This window comes from Mesorhizobium sp. M9A.F.Ca.ET.002.03.1.2 (genome assembly GCF_003952365.1).
In the GTDB taxonomy this organism is placed as follows: domain Bacteria; phylum Pseudomonadota; class Alphaproteobacteria; order Rhizobiales; family Rhizobiaceae; genus Mesorhizobium.
The window spans coordinates 2,493,345-2,519,096 of record NZ_CP034443.1 but is presented as its reverse complement, the minus strand read 5'-3'; the positions used below and the strand labels follow the sequence as shown (position 1 = coordinate 2,519,096).

At 59.3% G+C, this 25,752-nt stretch carries 22 protein-coding genes; 5 read left to right on the top strand and 17 right to left on the bottom strand.

Going from position 1 to position 25,752, the window contains the following annotated elements; all coding sequences use genetic code 11:
* Positions 1 to 256: 256 nt before the first annotated feature.
* On the top strand, positions 257 to 2,059 hold the full coding sequence (locus EJ066_RS12325; protein WP_126043834.1) for an ABC transporter ATP-binding protein: 1,803 nt from the start codon (positions 257 to 259) through the stop codon (positions 2,057 to 2,059).
* 729 nt (positions 2,060 to 2,788) lie between these two features.
* On the opposite strand, the gene EJ066_RS12320 is transcribed toward EJ066_RS12325, so the two are convergent.
* The 6 genes from EJ066_RS12320 to EJ066_RS12295 all read right to left on the bottom strand — a co-directional run bounded on the left by EJ066_RS12320 (position 2,789) and on the right by EJ066_RS12295 (position 6,981).
* On the bottom strand, positions 2,789 to 3,802 hold the full coding sequence (locus tag EJ066_RS12320) for a 1-aminocyclopropane-1-carboxylate deaminase (protein ID WP_126038066.1): 1,014 nt from the start codon (positions 3,800 to 3,802) through the stop codon (positions 2,789 to 2,791).
* A 411-nt stretch (positions 3,803 to 4,213) separates the two neighbouring features.
* Positions 4,214 to 4,402, bottom strand: a complete 189-nt coding sequence (locus EJ066_RS12315; RefSeq protein ID WP_245455198.1) for an exopolysaccharide production repressor protein — start codon at positions 4,400 to 4,402, stop codon at positions 4,214 to 4,216.
* Positions 4,403 to 4,485: 83 nt separating this feature from the next.
* Positions 4,486 to 4,803 carry a ferredoxin III, nif-specific gene (gene fdxB, locus EJ066_RS12310; protein WP_126038060.1) on the bottom strand — a complete coding sequence of 106 codons (318 nt, stop codon included), beginning with the start codon at positions 4,801 to 4,803 and terminating at the stop codon, positions 4,486 to 4,488.
* The gene (locus EJ066_RS12305) at positions 4,800 to 5,003 is read right to left on the bottom strand and encodes a CCE_0567 family metalloprotein (protein ID WP_095517143.1); all 204 of its coding nucleotides are present in this window, start codon (positions 5,001 to 5,003) and stop codon (positions 4,800 to 4,802) included. Before EJ066_RS12305 ends, fdxB begins: the two co-directional genes overlap by 4 nt.
* Positions 5,004 to 5,049: 46 nt before the next feature.
* Positions 5,050 to 5,493 (bottom strand): DUF269 domain-containing protein, encoded by a 444-nt coding sequence (locus EJ066_RS12300; protein WP_245455125.1) that lies wholly within the window; start codon positions 5,491 to 5,493, stop codon positions 5,050 to 5,052.
* Positions 5,494 to 5,823: 330 nt separating this feature from the next.
* On the bottom strand, positions 5,824 to 6,981 hold the full coding sequence (locus tag EJ066_RS12295; protein ID WP_126038057.1) for a TlpA disulfide reductase family protein: 1,158 nt from the start codon (positions 6,979 to 6,981) through the stop codon (positions 5,824 to 5,826).
* Between the two features lie 1,591 nt (positions 6,982 to 8,572).
* Between EJ066_RS12295 and EJ066_RS12285 the strand changes: the two genes are divergently transcribed.
* Together EJ066_RS12285 and pyrE are read left to right on the top strand one after the other, a co-directional pair.
* Positions 8,573 to 9,358 (top strand): acetoacetate decarboxylase, encoded by a 786-nt coding sequence (locus EJ066_RS12285; protein WP_126038054.1) that lies wholly within the window; start codon positions 8,573 to 8,575, stop codon positions 9,356 to 9,358.
* A 1,026-nt stretch (positions 9,359 to 10,384) separates the two neighbouring features.
* A complete protein-coding gene (pyrE, locus tag EJ066_RS12280; protein ID WP_126038051.1) occupies positions 10,385 to 10,981 on the top strand; it encodes an orotate phosphoribosyltransferase in 597 nt (198 codons plus the stop codon).
* 330 nt (positions 10,982 to 11,311) lie between these two features.
* Here the strand turns inward: pyrE and EJ066_RS31295 are convergent, their stop codons facing one another.
* The 11 genes from EJ066_RS31295 to nifH all read right to left on the bottom strand — a co-directional run bounded on the left by EJ066_RS31295 (position 11,312) and on the right by nifH (position 24,051).
* Positions 11,312 to 11,461, bottom strand: a complete 150-nt coding sequence (locus EJ066_RS31295) for a hypothetical protein (protein WP_165778317.1) — start codon at positions 11,459 to 11,461, stop codon at positions 11,312 to 11,314.
* Positions 11,462 to 12,090: 629 nt separating this feature from the next.
* Positions 12,091 to 13,389 carry a SidA/IucD/PvdA family monooxygenase gene (locus EJ066_RS12270; RefSeq protein WP_126038045.1) on the bottom strand — a complete coding sequence of 433 codons (1,299 nt, stop codon included), beginning with the start codon at positions 13,387 to 13,389 and terminating at the stop codon, positions 12,091 to 12,093.
* A gap of 847 nt (positions 13,390 to 14,236) precedes the next feature.
* Positions 14,237 to 15,109 (bottom strand): universal stress protein, encoded by an 873-nt coding sequence (locus EJ066_RS12265; protein WP_126038042.1) that lies wholly within the window; start codon positions 15,107 to 15,109, stop codon positions 14,237 to 14,239.
* Between the two features lie 94 nt (positions 15,110 to 15,203).
* Positions 15,204 to 15,908, bottom strand: a complete 705-nt coding sequence (locus EJ066_RS12260) for a response regulator transcription factor (RefSeq protein WP_245455124.1) — start codon at positions 15,906 to 15,908, stop codon at positions 15,204 to 15,206.
* Positions 15,909 to 16,012: 104 nt separating this feature from the next.
* Positions 16,013 to 16,492, bottom strand: coding sequence for a NifX-associated nitrogen fixation protein (locus EJ066_RS12255; RefSeq protein WP_095517137.1), 480 nt, complete (start codon positions 16,490 to 16,492; stop codon positions 16,013 to 16,015).
* A gap of 14 nt (positions 16,493 to 16,506) precedes the next feature.
* Entirely contained in the window at positions 16,507 to 17,004 is a 498-nt protein-coding gene (gene nifX, locus EJ066_RS12250) for a nitrogen fixation protein NifX (RefSeq protein ID WP_095517136.1), read from the bottom strand.
* Entirely contained in the window at positions 16,970 to 18,352 is a 1,383-nt protein-coding gene (gene nifN, locus EJ066_RS12245) for a nitrogenase iron-molybdenum cofactor biosynthesis protein NifN (protein ID WP_126038039.1), read from the bottom strand. The genes nifX and nifN overlap by 35 nt, the downstream gene beginning before the upstream one ends.
* A gap of 8 nt (positions 18,353 to 18,360) precedes the next feature.
* On the bottom strand, positions 18,361 to 19,836 hold the full coding sequence (gene nifE, locus EJ066_RS12240; protein WP_126038036.1) for a nitrogenase iron-molybdenum cofactor biosynthesis protein NifE: 1,476 nt from the start codon (positions 19,834 to 19,836) through the stop codon (positions 18,361 to 18,363).
* Between the two features lie 61 nt (positions 19,837 to 19,897).
* Entirely contained in the window at positions 19,898 to 21,439 is a 1,542-nt protein-coding gene (gene nifK / locus EJ066_RS12235; RefSeq protein ID WP_126038034.1) for a nitrogenase molybdenum-iron protein subunit beta, read from the bottom strand.
* A 129-nt stretch (positions 21,440 to 21,568) separates the two neighbouring features.
* Positions 21,569 to 23,071: a nitrogenase molybdenum-iron protein alpha chain gene (gene nifD / locus EJ066_RS12230; RefSeq protein ID WP_024505262.1), complete on the bottom strand. Its 1,503-nt coding sequence runs from the start codon at positions 23,069 to 23,071 to the stop codon at positions 21,569 to 21,571.
* Between the two features lie 86 nt (positions 23,072 to 23,157).
* A complete protein-coding gene (nifH, locus tag EJ066_RS12225) occupies positions 23,158 to 24,051 on the bottom strand; it encodes a nitrogenase iron protein (RefSeq protein WP_024505261.1) in 894 nt (297 codons plus the stop codon).
* A 581-nt stretch (positions 24,052 to 24,632) separates the two neighbouring features.
* Between nifH and EJ066_RS12220 the strand changes: the two genes are divergently transcribed.
* Together EJ066_RS12220 and EJ066_RS12215 are read left to right on the top strand one after the other, a co-directional pair.
* Complete coding sequence (locus tag EJ066_RS12220) at positions 24,633 to 25,196, top strand: type II toxin-antitoxin system prevent-host-death family antitoxin (RefSeq protein WP_240992587.1); 564 nt, start codon at positions 24,633 to 24,635, stop codon at positions 25,194 to 25,196.
* Positions 25,178 to 25,606 (top strand): hypothetical protein, encoded by a 429-nt coding sequence (locus EJ066_RS12215; RefSeq protein WP_029356531.1) that lies wholly within the window; start codon positions 25,178 to 25,180, stop codon positions 25,604 to 25,606. Before EJ066_RS12220 ends, EJ066_RS12215 begins: the two co-directional genes overlap by 19 nt.
* The last annotated feature ends 146 nt before the right edge of the window (positions 25,607 to 25,752 follow it).

Here is a 25,752-nt window from a genome sequence, read left to right as displayed (position 1 = left end):
GCATTCGATTGACCGGATGTGGGCAGGAAAGTATTCGCGGCGCGTTGGATCGCGGCTGACTTTCTCCAGGCTCGGCAACCTGCTGAATTTGTCCTTCGGCTGTTCCCGCTCAATTGGCACGACCTTTGAAGCTCACATTGTGAGGCGCCAGGAGCTGCCCGCCAAAATTGATGCTGTTGTGGGGGAGGTCGAAAATTCCAGCTTTGTCATTTAACTTCTTTGGGAGCGAGCGTGTTGATGCGCCCGCTTGGAAACTATGAAACGTTTCCCCGTCCATGGGCGCGGCGCCACTTGTCGCGACGTTTTCGCCTTCACTGTTCGCCTCTGGAACAGGCAGCCGGCCCGGCTCGCGATCATCATGACCGCGATGCTCGCCTCCACGCTGGCTGACGTGTTGATGCCGCTCTATTCTGGCCGACTCATCGACGCTGTTTCTCGTGCTGCTAATGCGGCAGCACCAGCTTGGGATTCAGCTGTTGCAGCATTCTCTGTACCGATTGGATTGGCACTCGGTGGCATTGCGATGCGCCACGTCGCCTTCATTGGCCTGAGCGACCTGGTGTTGAAAATGATTTCCGATGTCGCGACCGAAGCGTTCCATCATGTGCAGCGCTTTTCGACAGACTGGCATGCAAACAGCTTCGCCGGCTCGACAGTGCGCAAGATAACGCGCGGCATGTGGGCGCTCGACCTCCTCAACAGCACGATACTCGTCACGCTGCTCCCGTCGTTTGTCATCTTGATCGGCTCGACGGTGCTGCTCGGCTGGCACTGGCCGGTCATGGGCGTGATCTTTGCTTGCGGCTCTCTCGTCTACCTTGCGTTTTCGATTTCGCTGTCGCTCGGCTATGTCGCGCCAGCGGCGAGCCTTGCCAACCGATGGGACACAAGGCTCGGCGGCGCGCTTGCGGACGCGGTCAGTTGCAACGCTGTGGTCAAGGGCTTCGGCGCAGAGGTTCGCGAAGACGAGCGGCTTGCAAATATCATGACGAAATGGCGGCACCGCGCGCGCCGGAATTGGGTGCGGGTAACGATCATCGGCTCAACCCAAGGCGTCACTTTGGTTGCGCTCAGGGTGGCGGTGATCGGATATGCCCTGCTTCTATGGTCTCGCGGACAGGCAACGCCAGGCGAGATAGCATATGTTCTCACGTCCTTCATCGTCCTACAGGGCTATCTACGTGATGCCGGCATACATGTCCGCAACGTGCAACGCTCGGTTAATGATATGGAAGAACTGGTGGCCATCCACAATCAGCCGCTGGATGTTGCGGATCGTCCAGAGGCCAAGCCGATCCGGATCACGAAGGGCCGTATCGATTTCGAGAACGTCCACTTCCGCTACGCCGACCATCCCCTGCCGCTCTATAGCGAATGTTCGCTGTCGATTGAAGCTGGCCAAAGGGTTGGGTTGGTTGGACCCTCCGGTTCCGGCAAGACAACATTCGTGAAGCTCATCCAGAGACTCTATGACCTGAGCGGCGGCAGGATCCTGATAGACGGCCAGGACGTCTCCGAAGTAACCCAAGAGTCGCTCCGTTCGCAGATCGCGATAGTGCAGCAGGAGCCTATCCTGTTTCACAGGTCGCTTGCCGAGAACATCGCCTATGGCCGGCCTGGCGCGAGCCAGGCCGAGATCGAGCAAGCGGCACGGCTGGCCAGTGCGCACGACTTCATCGCGCCCCTGCCGAAGGGCTATGGGACATTGGTCGGCGAAAGGGGTTTGAAGCTCTCCGGCGGCGAGCGCCAGCGCGTGGCGATCGCGCGCGCCTTCCTCGCGAACGCGCCGATCCTTATTCTGGACGAGGCCACATCGAGCCTCGATTCGGAATCCGAGGTGCTCATTCAACAAGCGGTGGATCGGTTGATGGTGGGTCGAACCACACTCGTCATCGCACACCGGCTGTCGACGGTCCGCTCGCTCGATCGGCTGCTCGTCTTCGACCGTGGCCGCATCATGGAGGACGGCGATCATGCCGCGCTGATCGATCTCGATGGTGGCATTTACCGCCGCCTCTTCGAACGGCAGGCGTTGGAACTAGCGAAGGGCCTGGCCTGAGCGCCAACCGGGTTGCGCGATGCGCCGAGCCGTTGCCGGAGAGGCGTGTGGCAGTGAGGCCTTACCGACGAGCCGGGGGCGTTACGGCCGGCAAAACCAGCACGGCCGGACTGTCCGCCGAGCGGGCGGGCGGGAATGCACCACGTCTAAGCTTCGGCGAATGCCCGCAGTTACACGCGGGCACCGAATTGTCGCGCCTCACGGCGAACGCACCAAAAGGGCGGGAATGTCGACGGTCATTTGGGTCCGGGAAGTGTGCGGCCCTCGCCGTTACCCACATTTCGCCAAAGAAAGCGAAGTCAACGCACATTGAAGAGGGCGGTGCTTCCCGGCCGGCCGGGAGCCCTGTCGCTGGCCCAACCTGCCGCACGCCGGCACGTCAACGCATCAAACTCCCTTCGGTTCGCAAAGGCGTCCCTCGGAGACCCGGAAGCGCAGGAGCTCCGACCGCAGTCTTCGCTCAACTCTCGCCATCTGTTCCGGGGGATTGGATTCCGTTCCCTTGCTAACAGAGTGACAGCTGAGCACGAACTCGCCGGCCTCGTGTCTTTCGATTACGGCCAACGGCCTTAGGAAGAGATTGGATTCGCCGGCCCTCTGCGGAGCGAATGAACAGTTCTACAGATCATCGACGTCCGCGAAATTGACCTCGGCCTTTCCGGCCCAGCGCTGAAACGATGTTATGCACGTCCGGTACGGCAGGACGGCGGAATCGCAGTCTGCCGAATGTCAGCCGTTGCGAAAGGTGTAGCCGTACCCGTTGATCGCCGGCGCGCCGCCTAGATGTGCGTAGAGGACCCTCGATCCCTCTGGAAAGAAGCCCCTCTGGACGAGGTCGATCATCCCTTGCATCGATTTGCCCTCGTAAACGGGATCGGTAATCATGCCCTCGAGCCGCGCGCACAGACGGATTGCCTCTTTGGTTTCCTCCGATGGAACGCCATAACGCGGGTACGCGTAGTTCTCGAGCAATACCACGTCTTCCTCGACAATTTCCGCTCCGAGGTGGACGAGCTTCGCTGTATTTCGGGCGATGCCAAGCACCTGCGCCTTGGTCTTGGCGGGCATGGCGGAGGCATCGATACCGATCACGTTGCGCTGTCGACCGTCCTTGTCGAACCCGACGAGCATGCCGCCGTGGGTTGAACCAGTCACCGTACAGACGACGATGTAGTCGAAGGCAAACCCAAGCTGCTTTTCCTGGGCGCGTACCTCCTCAGCGAACCCCACATAGCCCAGGCCGCCGTATTTGTGGACAGAGGCGCCGGCCGGTATCGCATAGGGCCGTCCTCCCCTTGCCTTGACCTCATAAAGTGCCTTTTCCCAGCTGCGGCGGATGCCGATGTCAAAGCCCTCGTCAACCAGGCGCACCTCTGCCCCCATGATGCGGCTCAAGAGAATATTGCCGACCCGGTCGTAGACGGCATCATCATGTGGGACCCAGCTCTCCTGGACCAGGAAGCATTTCATGCCGATCTTGGCGGCGACCGCAGCGACCATGCGCGTATGGTTGGACTGCACGCCACCGATTGTGACGAGCGTATCGGCATCTGACGCGATCGCGTCGGGCACAATGTACTCGAGCTTGCGCAGCTTGTTTCCGCCGAGCGCGAGACCAGAGTTGCAGTCCTCGCGTTTGGCGTAGATTTCCACCTTGTCGCCCAGATGCTTGCCGAGGCGGTCGAGCCTCTCGATCGGCGTGGGCCCAAAGGTGAGCGGATAACGTTCGAATTTTTCCAGCATGCTCTCTCCAGCAAAAAAGTACCTGAACCGGCTACGCACCGGTCAGCCCAAGGGTGTGTGTGATCAAAGCCACCCGTCTTTCGAAGCGGGTGCAGAAGACGTTCATCGTTATTGCAGCACCGAGTTTGTCATTGCGACAAGCAGACCGCATCCGGCGTGCTGCGATGACTCTTATGTGCCTAATCGACCCAACACCCGCATCTCCTTGGCCTAAGGACAAACCGAATGTGGTCGCGTCCCACTGCCAAATACAGATCCCCTATATCGATCAGCTCAGTGATCAGAGGGTTACCAAAAGTGGTGTGGGCCTGAGCACTGATCATGTCATTCGCGCGTCAAAGCAGCAGCACATGCTGGGTAATTGACTTAGCTCGGACACAGCTGAAATTTCATTCCGCAGCTGATCAGAGTTCAGACGACTGATACCCGAGCTTTCCTGGAACCATTGACATGCTGGCCCCTGTGGCGAGTTCCACGAGCGCGGCTAGACTGCCGGATCAGAAAGAGTAGGCGGCCGAAATAGCAGGCCTGAAGCAGCAGCGAACAGGCCAGCGTCGTGACGACTGCCACACGGGGCGAATGCGAAGCGAAGTAAACCATCGACGCATTGCTGCACAGGATCAGCCCCACAAGCCGACAAAAGATATGAAGTGTAACGCCGTTCTCCTGGTTTTTTCGCCAGATCATGTTGCGAGCTCGTCGGCCGCAACATGCGTCTGGCAGTTCTTGGGGCAGACGCGGCCGCAGGCTCCGCAGCCGATGCAGCGGCCGGCATCATCGACAACCATGATCATGCGATTGAGCTCGCCGTCGAAATCGTCGTCTTCGTCATCGCAGGGGCCGAGGATTTCACCCGCGTCATTGACACCGTGAAGATGCATGACATCGCGCGAGCAGACCTTGAAACAACGGCCGCAGCCGATGCAGGTCTTGCTATCGATGAAGGTCAGGTACGACGGCATCCAAATGGAGCCGTCACGGGTGGTGAATGTGCGCGTCATCCTAAATTCTTCATTGAAGCGAGTTCTCTCTTGGCAACATCCAACTCGGCATAAACGGCGTGGGTTTTCTCGGCGACTTCCTGTATGTCGGCCCACTTGCCCGGCAGACCCTCGACAAGGTCCTGCAATGCCATCTTGGCAATAGCTGCACGCAACTGGAGCTTTCGGACTTTATTCCTCATCTTATCTAGGTCTGACATAGATCCTTCCTGGAACAATGGTTTTCTTGATGCGCGCCATCTCGGGCTAGGCTTCAATGGCTGCAGTCGCATCGTCGACCAGTTTCGTACCGGCCTCAGCCAGTTTGCGGAAAGTCTCGAAGCCGAACCGGTGGACGTCTCGATAGAACGACCAACCGCCGGAAGCCCCCAGGGGTTTCATTCCGATTATTGGCGACGTCGACACGCCGGAGCGCTCCTCAATCGCAAGCGCCACGGCGGTGTAAAACATGTCGAGCCTCCACAGCGCGTCCGAATCAGGATCGCCGATGAGAGGGGTCGCACATTGCTGTTCCTTGGTGATGATGAATTCGGCCAGCAGCTCGGCGTCCGAATTGCCTTCCCATAAGCCGAAGGAATCCTGAGTACGGATCAGCCGCAGAAGGCATTTGACGAACGGGCGAGCAAGGGCTTCTTCGTCCTTGTTGACATCAGGGCCAACCGGTGCATGAGGCATTTCGTTGTTTCTCATTTCAGTCTTCGTCTTCGAGAGACGATTTCCTTTTTCTGCGATGCCCACTCCGGGCCCACTTGCGTGGCCGACGAATGGCTTGGGCGGGCCAACCCCACGCAAGAGTGCCCCGTGGCCGACCTCGACATGTCCACGAGTGCGAGACCTACGGCGCGAATTCGCGGCGCACATCGTCTGCGCCGCGATCCGACCGGTGGTCAACGCAATTGAAATCCAACCTGCCGCAAGCCGCCCGCCCTTGCTGCATCGACATACTTGCTGCGAAGCGAGCCTCGATGGGCGGATTGGCCAGTGTTCAATTCCAATTGTCATCCCCTTCGCGATCTTTGCTCAGGAAGTGACTGCGTTTTGAGTTTCGAAAGCCTTATTTTGCGGAGCCACACAGATATCTGCGTGACAGGCGGGCTCACCCGTGTAGTTGGCCAGGGCTTGGAGCAACGGGGTGAGGTAGTGCTGTTTGGTGTGGTCCGGCATTGGCTCCGGGTGGTCCAGCGATTTGATTGCCACCTCGATCAGCTCGATCGCGCGATCCTTGTTGCCGCTCTCGTAATAATACTGAGCGACCGGGATGTACCAACGGAATTTAAGGGGCCCGTCGCCTTGCGGAGGATTAAGTTCCAGGATCTGTTCTGAGAGCTCGTTGCCCATCGCAAAGCGATCATCATGCGGAAGATGGGAGTTGTCGATCGTGGGATCGAAGAGTTGGTTCAGCGCCATGACCATCCAAGACATCGCTTCGAACTTTTTGTCGATCGCGTCCTCGACCAATTGGCGCATAAGCGGCAAGCCGGTTTTGATGTCGCGCAGCTTGTGAAGCACAAGATCCGCATGAATCTGCCGAAAATGATAAGATTCTGGCATCACGGCGAGGCCTTCTTCGATGGCCAATAGTGCCGCTGTCCAATCCTCGTCCTGCATCGCCGGCCTAAGTTTGGCGTATATCGGCCGGGTCAGCGACCTTTCGCGCGCTATACTTTGGTTACGCGCGATTCGCTTTGCATCGGCGGCTTTCGCTTCATAGCTGCTGCGCCAGCTGCCGTTAAGGACTTTCGGCAAAACGTCATCGAGTTCCGCCGGGTGGCCGATAAAAGCGATGTGGCCGTCGCGGTCGACCACGAACGAGGTGGGAATCCCGATCGAAGAGCTGGGATCCATCCAGAGCTTGTTCATTTCGCCAGTGTAATCGAACGCGATACGATAATTCAGATTCAAGAACTTCTCGGTCAGCCAGGCATCCACCTTAGTACGTGCCTCGTCCGCGGTTGCAGCCCGTTCGCCAGCTGCGACTCCGATAATCTCAAATCCGCTGTCTGCATGTTTCTCCTGCAGTTCAACCAAATGCGGCATGGCCGTCACACATGGTCCGCACCAAGTCGCCCAAAATTCAACGAGGTAGACCTTGCCGGGCTTAAAGTTTTTGACGGGCTCGCCACGCAGCCAGTTCTCCACTTTGATCGGAGGAGCCGGGGACCCCATACGCAGTTCCATGATGTTCTTATCCAAAGCTACCCACACCTTTCGTGGCTTTTATGCGTAGTTGGTTCTCTGTCAGAATCGCAACACACGGATCAGGAGGCCATCGCTCGTCTTGCGCGTTTGCATGCGATTCAGCCCTCTCACAGTGTTGCCGCCCATCAAGCAGCAATGGGCGTGCCAACCCCTCTCAGCTCCGGTAAGCGGCGGGGAATGCTTTGAAAATTCTCCACGAGCCCAAACACGGCCGATTGTCGTGAACCTGACATGTCTTCTGCCGCTGTCGGGTTTCGCCCTCTTGAGCCAGCCGCTTTAGGACAGGTGAGAGCTTGGATGGCTCGCCTGTCATTAGACTGGCCGGCGTCCTCGAGCAGTGGCACTTTGGCGCCGGGTCGAAAGTGCGGGGCGGCTTGGTCCTCGTGCCGCCACCGCCGCGTGTGGATCCTTGCCTCGTGGACATAAATCACCACGCGGCTGGCAAGTCGGCGGCATTGGGCTCAATCAGCGCGGCGTTGAGCCCCGACAGAACATAATGCTGCACCAATGTATCGGATGCCCTTCGCTGCCTCCACTTCTGCAGCCAGGCGTCGAGCGACGCTACCTGCCCACGTTCGAGCGCGACTGCAGTAATCTGCGCCGCCGGATAGCCAGCCGCCATTAGAAGGTACGATTGGGTCGGATAGGCATTCTGCCAGCAAATGAGGTCCGCTGTATTTCCTCGCGATGGATCACAGGCGTTGTCGGGTGATCGGGCACTATGCAAGGCGCGTCACGCTGACTAGCGCCTCGAACCACACCGGTAAAGACGGCGAGGCTAACACGACGGATATCGCAAGATCCCTTGAAATGTCTCGTTCCCCCGGCGGAGCGCGTCCAGCTCACCTTGCGGGCGTACCAGCGCCGAATGGGTACGCACGACGTCAACCTGCCTTTGGGCCCAGAGCCTCCTTGCCCTAGCCGCATGTGCCCCGGCTGGTCGAGAATTTCTGGTCGTCGAGCAGTAGAACTCTTTCACATGATGGCGAATGCGCGGCGTCCAGTGGGAGAACACCTCGGCATAAAGAGCGTTACTTCCCGGGCCGACGGTGGTGAAGCATAGCGCCCCGGTCGGAGCTATTTGCCTGAGGGGCGGAGGTCCTCTTGCGCAAAAGACACGTCCTCCCAATCCGCAAGCGGTCCTGTTCGGCGCTATCCGATGTCCGACAACGTCGGAGGCGTAACGTAGCTGAGCAAGATCTATCGCTTTGCCTCGAACGATTCTCATTTGGCATGGCGCGTGCGCGTTGATCCGCAAACCCCGCCATGAGGCGAAATCGGAGCTGGCCGCCACTCCACTTCCTCCTACCACGAGAGCAGACGGGAAGCAGCGCCTTCAAATGAGGAACAAAATCACTTTACCTCGAATCTTGCCTCTCGACTACAACCGGACCCATGGAACCGCGTCCGCGACCATACAATGAGTGCGCCCCGAGGCAATTGCCCAGCGCAAAATGGCTACGCGCGATCACGCCATGCATCCAGGCTAACGAAGGCACCTCGGAGAGCCTCGCCGCCATCATCGAGACCTATCTAAGCCCACTTGAGCCAGCACAAAGGAATTTCAAACATGCACCAAGATACCGTCCGTGGGAGAGCTTTCGCCATGCCCCTGACCAGCCCAGCCTACCCACCCGGCCCATATCGCTTCAGCAACCGGGAGTATCTGATCATCACATATCGCACCGATCCGCAAAAACTGCGCGACCTTGTGCCGGAGCCGCTTCAGGTGTGCGAGCCTCTGGTCAAATTCGAGTTCATTCGCATGCCGGACTCGACGGGCTTCGGCGACTACACGGAAAGCGGACAGGTCATCCCTGTCTCCTTCTGGGGCCGCATGGGGAGCTACACCCACTGCATGTTTCTCGACGACCATCCGCCGACAGCGGGCGGACGCGAGTTGTGGGGCTTTCCCAAGAAGCTCGCCAGCCCAACGCTCCGAACAGAGACGGACACGCTTGTTGGCACGCTGGACTACGGCCCGGTCCGCGTCGCGACGGGTACGATGGGCTACAAGCACCGGGCCGCGGACCTTGCGAGCGTTAAGGCCTCGCTCGCCGACCCGAACTTCCTCCTCAAAATCATCCCGCATGTCGACGGCACGCCGCGCATCTGCGAACTCGTGGAATACCACCTGGAGGACATCGATCTGAGAGGCGCCTGGACCGGCCCGGCAGCCCTGAACCTCTGGTCGCATGCGCTTGCCCCCGTCGCCGAACTGCCGGTGCTGGAAGTAGTCTCGGCCGTACACCTCGTCGCCGATCTCACGCTCGCGCTCGGGAAGGTCGTCCACGACTATCTCGCGGAAGCCGAGCCTCGCCATCGGAAAGGAAGAAACCATGAACTTTCACAATGATATTTTGTTGAACCAGCGCGACGGGGAGCCGGTGGCCGGCTTATCGACAAGGTGGCGGTGATCGCCGAAGCCGCGAGCGGGGTCGGCAAGGAAAGCGCGGTTCGCCCGCGAGGGAGCAAGAGTGGTCCGCGGATCTTGATCACAGCGAAGTCCAACGACGGCGTCCGGGATCGATCGATTGACGAAAAATGGTTGCCAGGGTGAGAGGCAGGTGGAACGCGGCTGATGCAGGCAATCGAAACCTTCGGGCGCCTCGATGTCCTGTCAGCAACGCCGGCGTCCAGAACGTAGCGCCGCTTGTCGAGTTCTGCCACAAGGCGCTTCCCGCCCGTGATAGGCTCCATCTCAGGGGTGTCGGCGAACTCAATGTCACCAAAATCAGTGTAAGGCTCGGCCTGCTGTTCGGCGTCTGCCTCAGAGGCAGACGCTCGCCCCTGTCGCCGATATCGCCGTAAAGACTCGGCCGGCAGGGAGGTGGACTACGACCTACCTTGAACTTTGCTTTCTACCGTCGTCAGATGAAGCGAGCCGAAATGTTGCGCCGCGGTGCTGATGACAAAAATTCTCGGCGGCTCGAACTTTACCTCTCGCGCCTCGACGAGGAGGTTGCACGAAAAGCGCGGCCTTGCCCACTCGTCATCACAAGAGCGACACGGGCCGACATGGCGGCCGAAACGCTCACCTCATGCGCAACCTGGTTAAGAAGCTGGCGCAAACGGGGCCGAGCGAGGCGGAACTCGAGGGGACGAGGATGAAACGCCCAAATCCTCAAAGAGACGGCCCGCATCGAGAAAAGCCGTGCCTGCCGAGATCGGGCAAGGGCGGGTGGCCAACGCTACCCAGCCGTAGGGAAACCCGTGATCACGCTTTAGGCACCCAATAACGATAATGGAAAAATCTGCGCGAAACGGTCGCACCGGTATTGACATTAATTGACACACCCCGCGAACACTTGCATAAGCCACATAGCGGTAGTGACTAGGTGCATGCCGCACCCAATTTTTTCCCTAGGGCGAGGTCTGATCTATGGCGGCACTGGCAAAATTCAGACCAGTTGATTCCAGCCAACACGACAAGGACGAACTCCGCGAAATCGTCCGTGAGCGCTCTTTTCGATCCGGACGCTACACGCTCTCGTCGGGCATAGAGAGCGACATCTATTTCAATATGAAGCCTACCATGATGATGGCGCGAGGCGCGCAACTTGCCGCTCTTGAGTTCCTAAAAATCGCTGAGCAAGTGAAAGCAGAGTACGTCGGCGGCCTTGAAATGGGAGCGGTCCCCGTAATCGGATCGATGGCAGCTGTCAGCTCGGCGATGAACAAACCCATAAACACGATCTTCGTTCGCAAGACTCCAAAGCCTCATGGCACAAGGGACGTGATTGAAGGTCTTGGGCCCAAAGAAGATCTCGAGGGAAAAGTCGTCCTGATCGTTGACGACGTTGCCACAAGCGGCAAGTCGATATTGAAGGCGATTGAAGAGGTTCGCCGCGTCGGGGGCATTGTAGGTGACGCTGCTTGCCTCGTGGACCGCGACGAGGGAGCTACGGCGCTGCTAGCCCAACATGGGGTCACGCTGCATTCCGTTCTGCATGCGAGCGAATTTGTGGAACGCCACTGACAATCTCATACAACGGCTTTCCGGCGACCTAGCCTTAGAGGACATTCCGCGGCTTTGCAGCGAGTGCAGGCGCCTCGCGAGTAAGGGCGACTGCCCTTGCCCATCCTCACTGCTTTTGGTGCAACATATGCTGGCTGCCGTTCACCAGCGGCTTGACGCCATTGACCACCTTTCTGAGCAAGGCGCCATCAGACTGAAGGCCTTTACCGATTATCTGGCGACGGTCGTTCGAATAGCTTCAGAGCGCGGAGACGCGGCACCCTGGATCGATCTAGCCAGCCGGTTTAGCGCCCTTTTCGGTCCCGACGAGGTTGCCCATTAATCTAGTGCTTATCGCTTTCCATGAACGAGCAGCCTCGGCGGCATCGCGTCATGGATCGCCAGCGGCATGCCGGCCCATGATGCGAGCGTAAAAGCGCCGAGCAGCCGGTGCTGAATCTCGGACGTGACGACGCCGATTGGCGCGATGCGCGTTGGCACGGGCCCTCGTGCCTAACCATGGTGCGTTCCCATTCCGCGGCATCATGCTCGCGATCCCGTCTGTGCCGTGCTCAAGCAAGCGAGCCCGAGCGAACCGCCCTGGGGTGCGGATTTAGACAATCGTTGGTGGAGTTGGCTGGCGAATTGGCGAGTTCGGCCTTTGGTTGGAAGACCGGCTTGCGGCGGGCCAACGAAACGGAATTGGCGACACTGGAGTATGCCTTCACTGGGGTCGCGTCCTTACGCTGTAACGCGACGGTCAGCGAAGCCGCGCGAGCGCCCCCTCGATAGCGCTGAGCGGGCGAGCGGCTTCGGGGCGGGCGCAGGGGCTGGGTAGACCGGGCCGGACTCACCTAACTCACCGGGTCCAGCCACGACATGCATCGCCAAAGGCAAGGACCCTCCCCGCTGAGCGCGGGCTCAGCCATGGCCGCTGAGGCTACCGCACTCTTTCGAGTGAACGTAAGGACTTAACGAGCGTAGGGGAAACGTCCGCAGAATATACGATGTGCCTCAGGGCCCGAGTGCTTATTCGGTCAAGATGATCTGGGCTAAGGCTCCCGCGTTCGCCGCAACGAAGGCGTACATCATTCCCTGGATGCCACCGCCAATGAACAATAGTAGACCAGTTATATCCCGCTGCCCATTTCTTCGGCTACGAGGTCGGGCCGGCGCTCGATCAACGTACGGCTGATGAGGCCGAGATGCTCGGGATTGGTGCATGGCGCGCGCCCCAGAAGGCTGTCCAGGATGCGGCGCGCTCGCCAGGCCAGCAGGCCAAAGTTCGGATCAGCCAGCCCGCGCTGTCCAAGGCAGGCGTTCTGAACGAAAAGGCGTCTGTCTCGCGGTCCGTCCCAGTACACCGAAAAATCCTCGCCGGTGGCGAGCTCATTGCCGATCTGCTCGAGGCGATCTGCGATCGGTTCCAGGAAGTCCGGCAGCGCGTTCTCGTACCCCGTGGCCAGGATGACGATGTCGGCGGTTACTTCTCCGATGTTATCCATGCCGCGCTGCAGCGTGAGCCTGTGCCCCGCCCCTGCGTTGATGCAGCGCGACACGTTGCAACTTGGCCGCAGTTTGATGTCGCATTGGTGTGGCTCGAGAAAGGCGTGGTGATAGAGCGCCTGATAGACCGCGCGCAACGTGCTTTCTGAAATCCCATCGGAGGCAAGCGCGAAACGACGCAGGAACAGCTGGCGATGCACCTCGCTCATGGCCGCAAAACGATCCGAAAAGCAAGGCGTGAACAGCTCGTTTGTGAACGGGTGGTCGTCGAAAGGCATCTCGCGCGTCAAGACCCAAGTGATCGCCGCGGGCCGCCGTTCTTTCGGCCGGCCGACAAGGTGCAGCAGCAGCTCGGCTCCCGACTGTCCGCCGCCAACCACGCAGACATGCTTTTTGTGTACCTCAGGATGGATATGCGCTAGGTCTGATGAGTGGAACAGGTTGGGTCCAGTCCAGCCATGAAACTGAGGCGGAATTTGCGCCTGCTTGCCTATGTCGATGACGAGGTTTCTCGCATCAAGGACCGCGTTGTCCGTCCGCACGCGAAACTCGCCGTCAAAGCGGATTTCGCGAACGGCCTCGCCGCCACGGACAAGCGGATTCTTCTGGAACGCCCAGTTGAGATATTGAGCGAACTCGGCTCTGAGCACCCCGTGAAATTGCGCATTGAGGAAATTGTAAAGACGCCCGTTCTCGTGGAGGTAGTTTACGAATGTGTAGGCTGATCGCGGATTGACCAGAGTAACCAGATCCTGGAAGTGGCCGACCTGGAGCTCCGCGCAATCGAAAGCGCTGCCTGGATGTCCTCGGAAATCAACCTGCCGATCCAGGAACAGTGCCCCTTGCGCAATCTCTTCCTGTATCTGACACGCAAGGCTCAAATTAGACGGCCCAGCACCGATACCAATGCAAAAGAGGTCCACTTATCCTTGCTCCTCTAGGAGTGTTTTCCAACTCAGCGGCATGTGCGCGGCGACCGCCAGGCATTGAGCATTGCGAACCTCACAGGCATCGTTGAGCCGCGGTCCCGACTGAGAGGAAGGCAAAAGCCTGCGCGGCCTTCCAGATCTTGGGCTCAATGGGCGACATCGACAGCGGGCACCGCATCATCCGAACCCAAGAGCGAGAAGGACCGCGTGTGATGCTGTCGCGCAGCTCTCCGGATTTTACGGCGGCTCCTAGCGGCTGCCTCCACCCCAGGATTGGCTGTTTCCCGGTTACGACGGAAGCGGCTCTTTCTTCGAGGGGCGTAACCATGGATAACGGCTCGTAATGCGTTCGTAGACTCCCATGCATGCAGCGTGCCGGATAAAGAAAACTGTCAAACCAACGAGTTCTCGTAATTCCAGCTCGTCTGGAACCCGACATTGTCGCACGCCCGACGATCGGGCAGAGGAAGCTCCGCGGCAGCGGCCCTTGCACACCGCAGGCCTGACAGGGGGCAGCCGCCGATTTGACCCGCGTCCGGGTACTGATCAGGGGCCTTCCAACAGGGTTCGCGCCCCGAGGCGGGGGTCCCCTGGTACACCCGCCCTGTGGCTTGGCTGCGGTCTGCTGCAGCCGTTCGTCTTTACTGCCCGTTACAGACGATCTCGCACGAGTTGGATGCACGAGAGCGTCCTGAAGCAGTCGAGGCGTCCGGTTTGGCTCTGACAAGCATCGCACGATGTTCGCGGATCCAGCCATGTCTCCGCAATCCGACCGGTAACCGACGACGACTTCGGACTGGTTGGCGGTCCTACGACCTGATCGGTGTTCCTACGGAACTGATCAGCGAGCCAAAAACAGCGGCAATGTGGTCTTCTCAAAGCTCCAGCTCGGCGGACCGCCGAAAATCCGCTCACGCAGCCGACGGCTGCCATAAGCACCCATGACTATCATGTCGGCGCAGGTGTCGGCCGCGTGCTGCGTCAGCACTGTGGCCGCCGATTTACCGGCGCTCTTAAGCAGGTCAACCGAGACCCGAGCACCGTGCCGAGTAAGATAGGCAGCGATGTCTGCTCCAGACTGCGCACCTTTCCCGTTGTTTTGCGCCTTCGGATCGACCATAGCGACACAAACTTCCTCAGCAGCGGATAGGAGACTAAGAGCTTCCCGAACCGCACGCGAGGCCTCTACGCGCGAATCCCAGCCGACCAGCACGCGTCGAGGCGACAGGGTCGCCTTAGCGCCCTTCGGCACGATGAGCACCGGCTTTCCGCTATCGAACAAGCAGCCGTTGACAACAGGAGGTCCGAGAGTCTCATCGTTGAGGAGGTCTCCTCCAACGATCGTCAGGTCAGCGCAGAGCGCCCGCTGTCGTGCCACTTCACCGAGGCTAGCCGGATCGCAATAGTCGGTGTCAACGTCACAGGAAAGCGACATAGCTTTCAGCCGTTTGAGGATATCCGCGGACCGTCTTTCCATTCTGGTCACGTCCTGTGAAAATTTCTCGATTTGCTGAAATCGATAATTCGGTACTGCAATTGCCTGTGCACGTCCCGTACCCCACTCGGGGGGCGGAGACGACATCAAGAGCAATGGAGGCGGTATAATCAGTACAGATAGGTGCGCGCCGACCTCGGCACACAGTCCGGCAGCTGTTGAGAGGTCCTCATCAGAATGATCAGCACCCGTTACACTGAATATGCTTTTAAATTCCATTTGCCTGCTTCTCCTGGTCTTCGTTAGGAGCGTCTCAAAGCGGCAACACCGCTCTCAGCAGAGGAAGAGAGAGCGGCACCACATTCGACCGATTTCAGTCGTCCGGCTTCTCGAGCGAGTAGCCGGCCGACCTGACGGTGCGAATGACACTGCCGGGCAAGGCCGTTTTCAGCGCCCTCCTGATTCGGCTGATATGGACATCGACGGTGCGTTCACCGACATGAATGTTGGCCCGCCAGGCCGCCCCGATAAGCTCGTTCCGGCTGAAGACCTTGCCGGGGGCCTCAATCATAAGCCGCAGCACGTTGAACGCGATCGGTCCGAGATGGATGTCGTGGCCATTACCGCGAACCCGATGGGCATCGAGCTTCATCTCCAGGCCTCCACAACAAATCCAACTGTCGTTTTCAACCCCGTTGGAACCACGCTTGGTCAGCCCGAGCCTCGCCCGCAGGCAGTCGAGCAGCTTGGCCGGAGCCACTGGCCGCACAAAGCTCTCAACGCCTGCCTTCAAGAGATCGAGGTGCTGGTGCTCGGCGCCAGGTGCGATCAGGGCGATAATGGGCAGGTCGGTGGTGCGCGGTTCCCGCTTGAGGTGGGCGCAAATTGCGGGCCCGTTTATGCTGGCTGGGTCGCAATCCAGCACCACGGCCTGAAGCTCCCGTTGGTCGGCCAAGGCCAGCGCAGCCTTCGCGCCGTCTGCCGTCTCACTGCTGAAACCGTCCACCTCCAGTATGTGACTGTAGAGCAGATAGAACTCGGCATCTTGCGAGCAGATCAGGACCAGCGGCTTCTTCATCAGCGATACCCCAGCAACCTGGTCGGCCTCGAGCCCCTGGATCGAGGGGGCTGGCCAACAATTCTCGGTTCCGTCATGATGGCCTTTCTCGAAAATCGCGCCCATCATGCCAGCGCCACGTGGGGAAAGGCTTCGATGACTGCAATCCCATCGTCGACCAGCTTCGTACCGGCCGTGGCGAGCTTCAGGAGCGTCTCGAAGCCAAACCGGTGGACATCGCGCAGCGTTTTGGACAAAACGACCAACCGTCCGGTCGTGAAAAGCACCCGACCAAAACCCTCATGGCTCACCTGGATCATCGGCGATGCCATAAGGCCGCAGCGCTCCTCGATCGCAAGCCCGATGGCGGCGTAGTACTTGTCGAGCCTCCACAGCACGTCCGGATCGGGATCTCCGATGATCGGGATCGCCCGGCGCTGTTCCTTGGTAATGATGAAGTCGCCCAGCAGCTCGGCGTCCGCTTTGCGTTCCCACGAGCCATAGGAATCCTGAGCACGGATCAGCCGCACGAGGCATTTGACGAACGGGGTGCAAAGAGCCGCCTCGTCTTCGGTGACAGCTGGGGGGATTGCGGGGTCAGACATTTGGCGTCCTCCTATCAGTCCTCGTCCTCGAAGGACGGTTTCGTTTCGGCAACGCCCGCTTGCGCCAGCACCTTGCGCAGCCAGGGCGGAGGACACGTCCTGAGCATCATCTGCGTGCGCAACAGCACCTCTCGGATGGATTGGGGCTCCGCCACTTTGATCGGGTGGATTTTTGCCGCGACAACCTTGGCTGCCGAAGGTCCGCCAATCGCCAGACAAAACAGCAGATGACAGCCTTTCAGCGCATCCACCTTGGGCGTGATGCGGTCATCGCCCTCGGCCCGATGCTCCCCGCTTTCATCCGAAACGTCATCGAAGGCCACGGCTTCGACGAGATTCCATTCCTCGCGCGTCACGTCGTAGACAGCAAAGCGCCTGGCCGATCCGAAATGGGCATTGAGGTTCTGCATGTCCTGAGTGGCGATCGCAACGCGCAATGCGCCCGCACGTCGTTCAGGCATCGGGGCGAAAACCTCATTACTGACCAGCGAGAGGCGGCGAACAGCGTTCATGTGATATTTCTCGATTACGGAGTGGATCAAGCGCCTCAGGAGTGGGCGCGTGTTGGTTGGCCTGGAAGATGTTGGCGACCTCGAAGATCAGGTCGCGGGTGCCCTGATAGAGAATTGCGAGCTTGTGCTGGCTGCCTAGTCGATCGAAGACCGGGAACCCGATGCGCATGAGCGGAATTCGGAGCCGCTCCGATGCTTGGCGCCCGTGCGAATGCGTGACAAGCAGGTCAGCACCGACGGCAAGACTTTCCAGATCGCCGAGATCGCCGATCTGAACCGAAACCGCCGGGACTTTCTCGAGAATTTTAGACCTGTCGGTCGTTGTGACGGCCGCGGCTATCTCGGAGCCGAGGCCAGCAAAGAAGGTTGCAAGTTGGAACAGCTGGTCTGGTTCGGCAGCGATGGCAATTTTCTTGCCGCCGAAATGGAAATGTCCGTCGAGCATCGCGTCCTGCAATTGGGCCCGGCGCCGGCGCACGCGGGCCGGTACCGCCGCGCCCGAAATCGAAGACAGCAGCGACACGAAGCGGTCCGTGTCCTGCAGCCCAGTCAGTGACTGGAACAACACGTAAGGCACGCCGGTCAACCCGAGCAGCGCTTTCGCCGGGCGGCGCATGTGCTCACCGATGGCGATGCATTGCATGGCCGTGCCCAACTCGCGAATGTCCTCGACGCTGGTGCCGCCGTATGTGGTCGCTACCCAGCGGTCAGGAACCGTACCGTCGAGCGAGCCTGAGATGTCGGGCAGAATAACCGGCTTGAGCCCAAAGCTTTCAACCATGTCCCGCATATGCTCGACGTCGGCGACAGTGAGGTTGCATCCGGGCAGGATTGCGATCTTCTTCGGGTGCCGCGCCCGTTCGCCCGAGCGTGTAATCCCTTCGATCATTGCGGTGACTGCCCTGGCCCAGCCCTCTTCGATCGCGCCGTCAAAATCCGGCGTGTTGGCCAGCACGACCTCCGTACCCGCAAGCTCTTGCGTGTGCTTCAGCTTGACGTTGGCAATATCACCCGCGCAATCTTCGCCACGCGTCTCCACCAGCGCGGTCGTGCACACCCCGATCAGCGTTGGCTTCGTGCGGTTCTTGAGGTTGAGGATCGCCTCTTCCAGATGGTCGGCTGCGCCGAGGATGGTCGCCACCTCATCCATCGCCGTAGTCTGCAAGGGAATCGCTTCTTTGAAGTGCCGCACGAAGAGAACGAGCGCAAAGCTTGTGCATCCTTGGCTGCCGTGGAACAGCGGCATCGCACCGTCGACGCCAAGAAAGGCAAAGGCGGCACCCAGCGGCTGCGACGACTTCAGCGGGTTGACTGCCGCCGATTTGCTCTGGGGAAGGATGCGGGCCATCGGTCGCCTCAACACTCGTGTGCCGTCGCGCAGGCGAATTCATCAAACAGGTACGCGGTCTCGTTCCTCGTGCACGGCAATTCGCCTATCAGCTCAGGCTGGCAATCCCACGGGGCCGGCTGGCGCACCTGAGACCAGATCGGATTGTGAATGGCGAGGTCGATCTGGCGTACGAGTTCCACCATGCCGTCATAGCCGGCATAAGGATGCTGGCGCTCCTGGTTGATATCGAGCCAGGGCGTCTTGGCCTTGAGCGCAATGAATTGCGTGCGACCGCCCGACAGCATGATATCGGCCCTGTGTTCAGAGAGCATGGCGTACAGCTCGCGCGCAGCCATGGATTCGAACATATGCTTGTCGTGCTTGAGAACTTGTTTGATGCGCTCCTTGTCCTGCACGGTAGATTTCTTGACCGAGGTGCCGACGATCTCGATTCCGATCTCCATCAGCGCATGGACAACCGACCAGGACTTCACACCGCCTGTGTTGAGCAGCACGCGCTTGCCTTGGAGCCTTTGCCGGTAGGATTCGAGTTTCTTCCACGCGATCGCCTCCTGCTGCGCGATCAGCGTCTCCGTGCGCTCGAGGATCTCCGGATCGGCGCCCTTCCTCACCAGCAGCCTGACAAGGTTGCGAAGAGCTTCCGATGTGTCGGAGATGCCGTAGAAGGAGCCCTCGAAGAACGGGATGTCCCAGCGCTCCTCCATCTTGCGGGCAAGACTGATCAGCGCGGTCGAGCACACGATCATTGCCGCCCGGGCGCGGTGCGCGGAAGCAATGTCGCGGTAACGCGCATCGCCGGGAATGCAGGCGCGCACCCGGATGCCGAGCCGATCGAGGAGCGGCTTTACAAGCCAGAATTCGCCCGAGAGGTTGAATTCGCCAAGGATGTTGATGTCGTAGGGCCCGGGGTCGTCGGGTTCGACCGTGCCGATGACATGATCGAGCAACGCCTCGGCGGCGAGCTTGTTGCCGAGGTTCTTGGAGCCTGCCAGGCCAGGCGCATTGATCGGCACCACGGCCAAACCGAACTTTTCCGTGGCGCGTTTGCACACGGCCTCGATGTCGTCACCGATCAGCGCCGTTACGCAAGTTGAGTAGACGAAGATCGCCGGCGGCGCGTATGTGTGCTTGATCTCGCGGATCGCCTTGAAGAGTTTCCGCTCGCCCTGCCCCATCACCAGGTCGAGTTCGGTGAGGTCGGTCGTGAAGCTTGTCCGCCACAAGGTCGGCCCTGACGAAACCGCACCACGGTTGTCCCAAGAATTGCCCTCGCAGGCGAGCGGCGCATGGACCAGATGCGCAACGTCGGTGATCGGCTGCAGGACGATCTTGGCTCCGTCAAAGGCGCAGCCGCCGGCTGCCGCCCCTGGTGTCAGCGACTTCGAGCAGCCCTCCTTGCGCGCCTTGGCATCTTTGCCACGGTTCTTATCGCAGGCGGGCTCATCGAAGGCGTCCTTGATTTTGGCGCTGAGGGAGGACATCGCTCAGCCTCCCCAGTCCATTGGGCAAGGAATGGCCTCGGCGAAAAGCCGGCCACGGCTCTTAGCGCGTGAGGTCATAGGAATAATCCGTCACACCCGTCTCGCTCGTCTCGCGATCGAGTTTGTCGAAGATCTTGTCGAGGATCGTCGTCAGCACGCGCAACGCGCCCTGGTAGCCAAAGAGCGCAAAGCGGTGATGATGGTGCCGATCGAAGATCGGAAACATCAGCCGGATCAGCGGCGTTCCGGTGTCGCGCTCCAGGTACTTGCCGTAGGAATTGCCGATCAAAAGGTCCACCGGCTCGGTAAAGAGCAGCGAGCGCAGCGCCCACAGGTCCTTGCCCGCCCAAACCTGGGCAGCCTTGCCGAAAGGCGAGGATGCTAGCAGCTTCTTCAAATCGGCTTCCCATGCCGAGGTGCCATTGGTGGCGAGGCAATGGGTTGGCTCGCCGCCGGTCTCCATGACAAAGCGGGCCATCGCGTGAACGAAGTCGGGATCGCCGTAGATGGCGTATTTCTTACCATGCAACCAGGATTGGCTGTCCGCCATGGCGTCTACCAGTCGGCCGCGCTCGAGGCGAATTGCCTCGGGGATCTCCTTGCCGGAAATCGCCGCGACCTCCATCAGGAATTCGTCGGTCGCCTGAACGCCGAGCGGATAGTGGAACGAGGCCGTCGCCTGCCCGACCTCCTCGCAATAGCCCAACGTCTTTCGGGTGTTGTGATGCTGCAGCGAAAGCGTTGCCTCGGCGTTGAGGGCCTTCTTCACCTCGTTGATCTTCGTGCCCCCGTCATACATGCGGTATTCACCGTCCGAAGGCGTGTCGAACTGGTCAGAGGCATCCTGGATCAATGTGTAGGACACGCCCATTACATCGAGGAGGCGCTTGAGCTCCCGGTTGTTGCCGACGCAGAAGCCGTCGAAGCCCGGAATGATGTTGATGGTTCCCTCGACTTGCGTACGCTCCTGGCCTTTCCAGAAGTGCTCCAAAATGCCTTTGACCATGTTGTCATAGCCGTCGACATGACTGCCAACGAAGGCCGGCGTGTGGGCAAAGGGTACGTCGAAGTCGCGCGGGACTGAATCTTCGTCCTTGGCGTTCTGGATGAAGCTGTGCAGGTCGTCGCCAATGACCTCTGCCATACAGGTCGTCGACACGGCAATCATCTTCGGGTCGTAGAGCTGGTAGGTGTTGGCGAGCCCGTCGACCATGTTCTTCAGGCCGCCAAACACCGCCGCATCCTCGGTCATTGAGGAGGAGACCGCCGCGGCAGGCTCCTTGAAATGGCGCGACAGGTGCGAGCGGTAATAGGCGACGCAACCTTGGCTGCCGTGGACGAAGGACATGGTTCGCTCGAAGCCGGCGGCAGCGAATACCGCACCCAGCGGCTGGCAGGCCTTGGCCGGGTTCACGACAAGCGCTTTGCGGGCGAGGTTCTTTTCGCGGTATTCCCACGTCTGGGTGAAATCGCGCTGATCGGAAACGATCTCATCGGGGTGCGGACATTCGAAGTTTAGCTTCTTCTCAGCGAGCATCTTTCTGTATTCCGGCTCGCGGAACAGGGGAGCGTGATCGAGAATTTTTTCAGCCGACTGCGGCATGATGATTACCTCTTTTGCATCTGGCTGCGCGGTACGGCAGCTCAGGACGTCGAGACGTTCCAGGCTCCGGCGGATCAGAGGCCGCGGGAGTTCACCGTCCCAGTGGGAGACTGGGGCTAAAGCAGATGTTTATTCGGCAGCCATCGCCCGCTCATCGCCCCGGCTTCTTTTCCAAGGCGCGTGGAATAGGTCCCAGACCGGGTTGTTGATGGCGAGATCCACATCACGTGCGAAAATGGCAAAGCCATCGTAGCCGTGATACGGGCCTGAATAATCCCAGGAATGCATCTGGCGGAACGGTATGCCCATCTTCTGCACCGGGTATTTTTCTTTGATTCCCGAGCCGACCAGATTTGGGCGAATCCCTTCGATGAATTTCTCCAACTCATAGCCGGTCACGTCATCATAGATCAGCGTGCCGTTCTTCACGTAGTGGCCGGTGCGCTGATAGTCGTCGCTGTGGGCGAATTCATAGCCGGTGCCCACGATGACCATGCCGAGGTCCTCGTAGGCCGTGACGACGTGGCGGGGGCGCAGGCCGCCGACATAGAGCATCACGGTATTTCCTTCCAGGCGCGACAGGTACTTGGCGATGACCGCATCAACAAGCGGCCTGTACTTGGCAATGACCTTTTCGGTCTTCTCCTCGATTTCCGGCCCAAAATGCTTGGCTATGTTGCGCAGAGAGGCTTCGATCTGGGAGGGACCGAAGAAATTGTACTCCATCCAAGCGACGCCATACTTTTCCTCCATATGCCGACAGATGTAGTTCATCGACCGGTAGCAGTGGATAAGATTGAGCTTAGCCTTCGGGGCGCGCTCGATCTCTGCGAGTGTGGCGTCACCCGACCAGTTGCCGACCACGCGCAGCCCTATCTCCTCAAGCAGTATGCGCGAGGCCCAGGCATCGCCGCCGATATTGTAGTCGCCGATGACGTTGACGTCGTAGGGGCCGGCCTCGAACTTGACATCCTTTTTGTCGAAGACCCAATCCCGGATCGCATCATTGGCGATGTGGTGGCCAAGCGACTGCGAGACGCCGCGGAAACCCTCGCAGCGTACCGGCACGATCGTCTTGTCATACTCCTTGGTCTTTTTGCGAGAAACCGCCTCGGTGTCATCGCCAATCAGGCCGATAGGGCATTCGGATTGCACGGTGATGCCGTTGTTGAGCGGAAACAAGACTTCAATCTCGTCAATGATCTGTTCCAGCTTCTTGTCGCCGCCGAAGACGATGTCCTTCTCCTGGAAATCGGAGGTGAACTGCATTGTCCCGAACGTGTCGACGCCCGTCGTACCGACGTAGTAGTTGCGGCGCTGCGACCAAGAATATTGGCCGCAGCCGACCGGGCCGTGCGATATATGGACCATATCCTTGACTGGCCCCCACACCACGCCTTTCGAACCCGCATATGCACAGCCGCGAATCGTCATCACCCCGGGAATGGACTTGATGTTCGATTTGACGTCGCATTCGGAAAGGACCTCGCTTTCCCCGCCAGCCTCGTTGCCGCTCTTTGCGACGTTGAGGTGCTTCTTGCGGCGCTTCGCCGCCTTGTCGGGATAATGCGACAGCACCTCTTCGATAAGCTTCGCATGAAGAGCACCGTCATTCTCGTATTCCCGGCTCATGAGTCCCCTTTCAAGGTTGGGTGACGCCTCAACGAATAGGCGCCGTTCTCTGCAAGGCGCGCCGATTCATGGCAGCGCTAATGTCACTACTGGGCCGCCGCCTTCGCCGCTTCCTTGGAGTGAAGCTCGGCAAGCATCTGCTCGTCGGTCTTCATGATGCCGAAGTCGAGCAGCATCTCCTCCAGCTCCTCCATGGTGATCGGCGTCGGGATCGTACCCTGGCCCGAATTGGCGTGGATCTTCTCGGCCAGAGCGCGGTATTCCCCTGCCTGCTTGGAGTCCGGCGCGTACTGGATCACCGACATCTTCCTGAGTTCGGCATGCTGGACGATGTTGTCGCGGGGCACGAAGTGGATGAGCTTGGAATTCAATCGGCCAGCCAGTGCTTCGGCCAGATCGAGTTCACGGTCGGTTTGACGTTCATTGCAGATCAGCCCGCCCAGCCGCACACCGCCCGAATGGGCATATTTGAGGATGCCCTTGGCGATGTTATTGGCGGCATAGAGCGCCATCATCTCGCCGGACATGACGATGTAGATCTCCTGGGCCTTGCCTTCGCGGATCGGCATGGCGAAGCCGCCGCATACCACGTCGCCGAGGACGTCATAGGAGACATAATCGACATCGTCATAAGCGCCATTCTCCTCGAGGAAATTGATCGAGGTGATGACGCCGCGGCCGGCGCAACCGACACCCGGCTCGGGGCCGCCGGACTCCACGCACTTGATGCCTCTGTAGCCGACCTTGAGCACGTCCTGGAGTTCGAGGTCTTCCACCGAACCTTCCTGTGCGGCGAGATCCAGGACGGTATCCTGAGCTTTCGAATTCAGGATCAAGCGTGTGGAATCGGCTTTGGGGTCGCATCCTACGATGAGGATTCTCTGCCCGAGGTCGACAAGGGCGGCGAGCGTATTTTGGGAGGTGGTGGACTTGCCGATGCCGCCTTTGCCGTAAAAGGCGATCTGACGCAGACCTGACATAATAGCTTTCCTTCCTTCGTTCTAATCATCGCGACTGCCCGCGACACAAGTGCCGATAGGCAGCTCGTGCCACCTCACACCAAGCATCGCAAAAAGCGTACCAGCGTGATCGGCCGATCCGAGAAGAAACTTTGTTATTAAATTCCAGCCACTTAGACGGCGGCAAAACGCGCGAGCGGGCCTTTCAGGCGTCTGTCACGGACACGACAAAGCCGACACAGATTGTCGTGCGCCATCGAAACCGCCCTGTGTCGAGCTCGAAGCGGGATAATGGGGAGCTAGCCCAAAGCTGATGGCGAGACCATCGGAAGACGTCGGCTATTGTCTTTTCCAGCCTGCGGTCGCTGGATGAGCAGGAGCCTGGGGCTTGACCGCCGCGCGGAATAGTTCAGGCAGGCTTGCGGAGCGGGAACGCCGGCGGCCGATAGACATCCGCGCTTAACCTTTCATAGCCCGTCTACGAGTTGGTTCCGCCGACGCGCTATATCGAAGGCAAGTAATTCAGTACCTTAGCACGAGATCATTGATATTTTCAAAAAGATACGTATTATACGGATATGACGGATTATCGGGACAATTCTATGTCGGTCATTAGCTCGGTTGAATTTCAGCGCAACTTTGGGGTGTATCAGGACAAGGCGCTAGCGGAACCCGTGATCATCAGCAAGAATGGCCGCGAACGGCTTGTGCTGCTTTCGGTCGATGAATACCAGCGCCTAAAGGCGCATCGTGACGGCACTAGCGCGGGGCCTGAGAACGCAGCCCCCCCTGCTTTGCAGAGCACGGCGCACTTTTCACTTAAGAACCAAATACCAACCGAGCCACTAAGGGAATTGCTGTCGCACTTTCATTCGATCAAATCTGCCTTCGTGTACGGTTCAGTCGCCAAAGGCACGGACACAGAACGCAGCGATATCGATTTGATGGTGGTCGGCGATAACCTGAACCTCTCTGAACTTTATTCAGCCGCACAAAACGCGGAACTGAGACTAGGCCGAAAGGTCAGTCCGACATTTCTGTCGCCGGAGGAATGGCAACGAAAGGCGTCTCAGAAAGGGTCGTTTGTCCGCAAGGTAAGTACCCTTCCAAAGATTTTCCTCATCGGCTCGGAGAAAGATTTACAAGCGTGGGCAAGCAAGAACTAGACAACCTCGTAAAGATTGGGCTGATGAAAAGTGAGCCCCCATCGCTGTCCGAATATGACGGCATGCTGGGTGGCGCGCGCAAGAATTTAACTGACGCACAGAAAGGTCTCGACCCCGACAGCCAATTCACTCTCTTATATGGAGCTGCGCATCGGCTTGCCCTGGCAGCCCTACGCCGCGAAGGCTATCGCTCGGACAATCGCACTTCGGTGTTTCAAGCGCTCGTTCATACCGTCGGAACCGACAAGGCTGACATTCAGATTTTTCTAAAGGCGCACAACGAGCGAAACCTCTCCGAGTACGAGGGGCACACAGACATTGATGCCAAATTGCTAGCTAACCTTATTGAGTGCACCACGAGGCTAGAGGTTTCGGTTGGCAAACTAGAACCGCCAGAAGATGACGAGTGAGCGGCAATCGAACACGCGCGGGCAAAGGGTCCGACGGTGCGGGTAGCGTATGCCCCGACCGGAACGAAGCCGAGCCGAGTTGCGCCGTAATCTCGGACGGCTTCACCTGTTGCGTGAACAAATCCATGAGATCGTTGGGCCAGTGA

Bases quoted from the DNA above. Each gene is read 5' to 3' on its own strand.
- nifD (WP_024505262.1), bottom strand. From the start codon at position 23,071: ATGAGCCGGGAATACGAGAATGACGGTGCTCTTCATGCGAAGCTTATC.
- EJ066_RS12300 (WP_245455125.1), bottom strand. From the start codon at position 5,493: ATGAGAAACAACGAAATGCCTCATGCACCGGTTGGCCCTGATGTCAAC.
- nifH (WP_024505261.1), bottom strand. From the start codon at position 24,051: ATGTCAGGTCTGCGTCAGATCGCCTTTTACGGCAAAGGCGGCATCGGC.
- EJ066_RS12315 (WP_245455198.1), bottom strand. From the start codon at position 4,402: ATGGTTTACTTCGCTTCGCATTCGCCCCGTGTGGCAGTCGTCACGACG.
- EJ066_RS12285 (WP_126038054.1), top strand. From the start codon at position 8,573: ATGCACCAAGATACCGTCCGTGGGAGAGCTTTCGCCATGCCCCTGACC.
- EJ066_RS12265 (WP_126038042.1), bottom strand. From the start codon at position 15,109: ATGGAATTTAAAAGCATATTCAGTGTAACGGGTGCTGATCATTCTGAT.
- EJ066_RS12260 (WP_245455124.1), bottom strand. From the start codon at position 15,908: ATGAAGAAGCCGCTGGTCCTGATCTGCTCGCAAGATGCCGAGTTCTAT.
- EJ066_RS12320 (WP_126038066.1), bottom strand. From the start codon at position 3,802: ATGCTGGAAAAATTCGAACGTTATCCGCTCACCTTTGGGCCCACGCCG.
- pyrE (WP_126038051.1), top strand. From the start codon at position 10,385: ATGGCGGCACTGGCAAAATTCAGACCAGTTGATTCCAGCCAACACGAC.
- nifN (WP_126038039.1), bottom strand. From the start codon at position 18,352: ATGGCCCGCATCCTTCCCCAGAGCAAATCGGCGGCAGTCAACCCGCTG.
- EJ066_RS12220 (WP_240992587.1), top strand. From the start codon at position 24,633: ATGTCGGTCATTAGCTCGGTTGAATTTCAGCGCAACTTTGGGGTGTAT.
- fdxB (WP_126038060.1), bottom strand. From the start codon at position 4,803: ATGACGCGCACATTCACCACCCGTGACGGCTCCATTTGGATGCCGTCG.
- EJ066_RS12295 (WP_126038057.1), bottom strand. From the start codon at position 6,981: ATGGAACTGCGTATGGGGTCCCCGGCTCCTCCGATCAAAGTGGAGAAC.
- EJ066_RS12305 (WP_095517143.1), bottom strand. From the start codon at position 5,003: ATGTCAGACCTAGATAAGATGAGGAATAAAGTCCGAAAGCTCCAGTTG.
- nifX (WP_095517136.1), bottom strand. From the start codon at position 17,004: ATGAACGCTGTTCGCCGCCTCTCGCTGGTCAGTAATGAGGTTTTCGCC.
- nifK (WP_126038034.1), bottom strand. From the start codon at position 21,439: ATGCCGCAGTCGGCTGAAAAAATTCTCGATCACGCTCCCCTGTTCCGC.
- EJ066_RS12255 (WP_095517137.1), bottom strand. From the start codon at position 16,492: ATGTCTGACCCCGCAATCCCCCCAGCTGTCACCGAAGACGAGGCGGCT.
- EJ066_RS12325 (WP_126043834.1), top strand. From the start codon at position 257: ATGAAACGTTTCCCCGTCCATGGGCGCGGCGCCACTTGTCGCGACGTT.
- nifE (WP_126038036.1), bottom strand. From the start codon at position 19,836: ATGTCCTCCCTCAGCGCCAAAATCAAGGACGCCTTCGATGAGCCCGCC.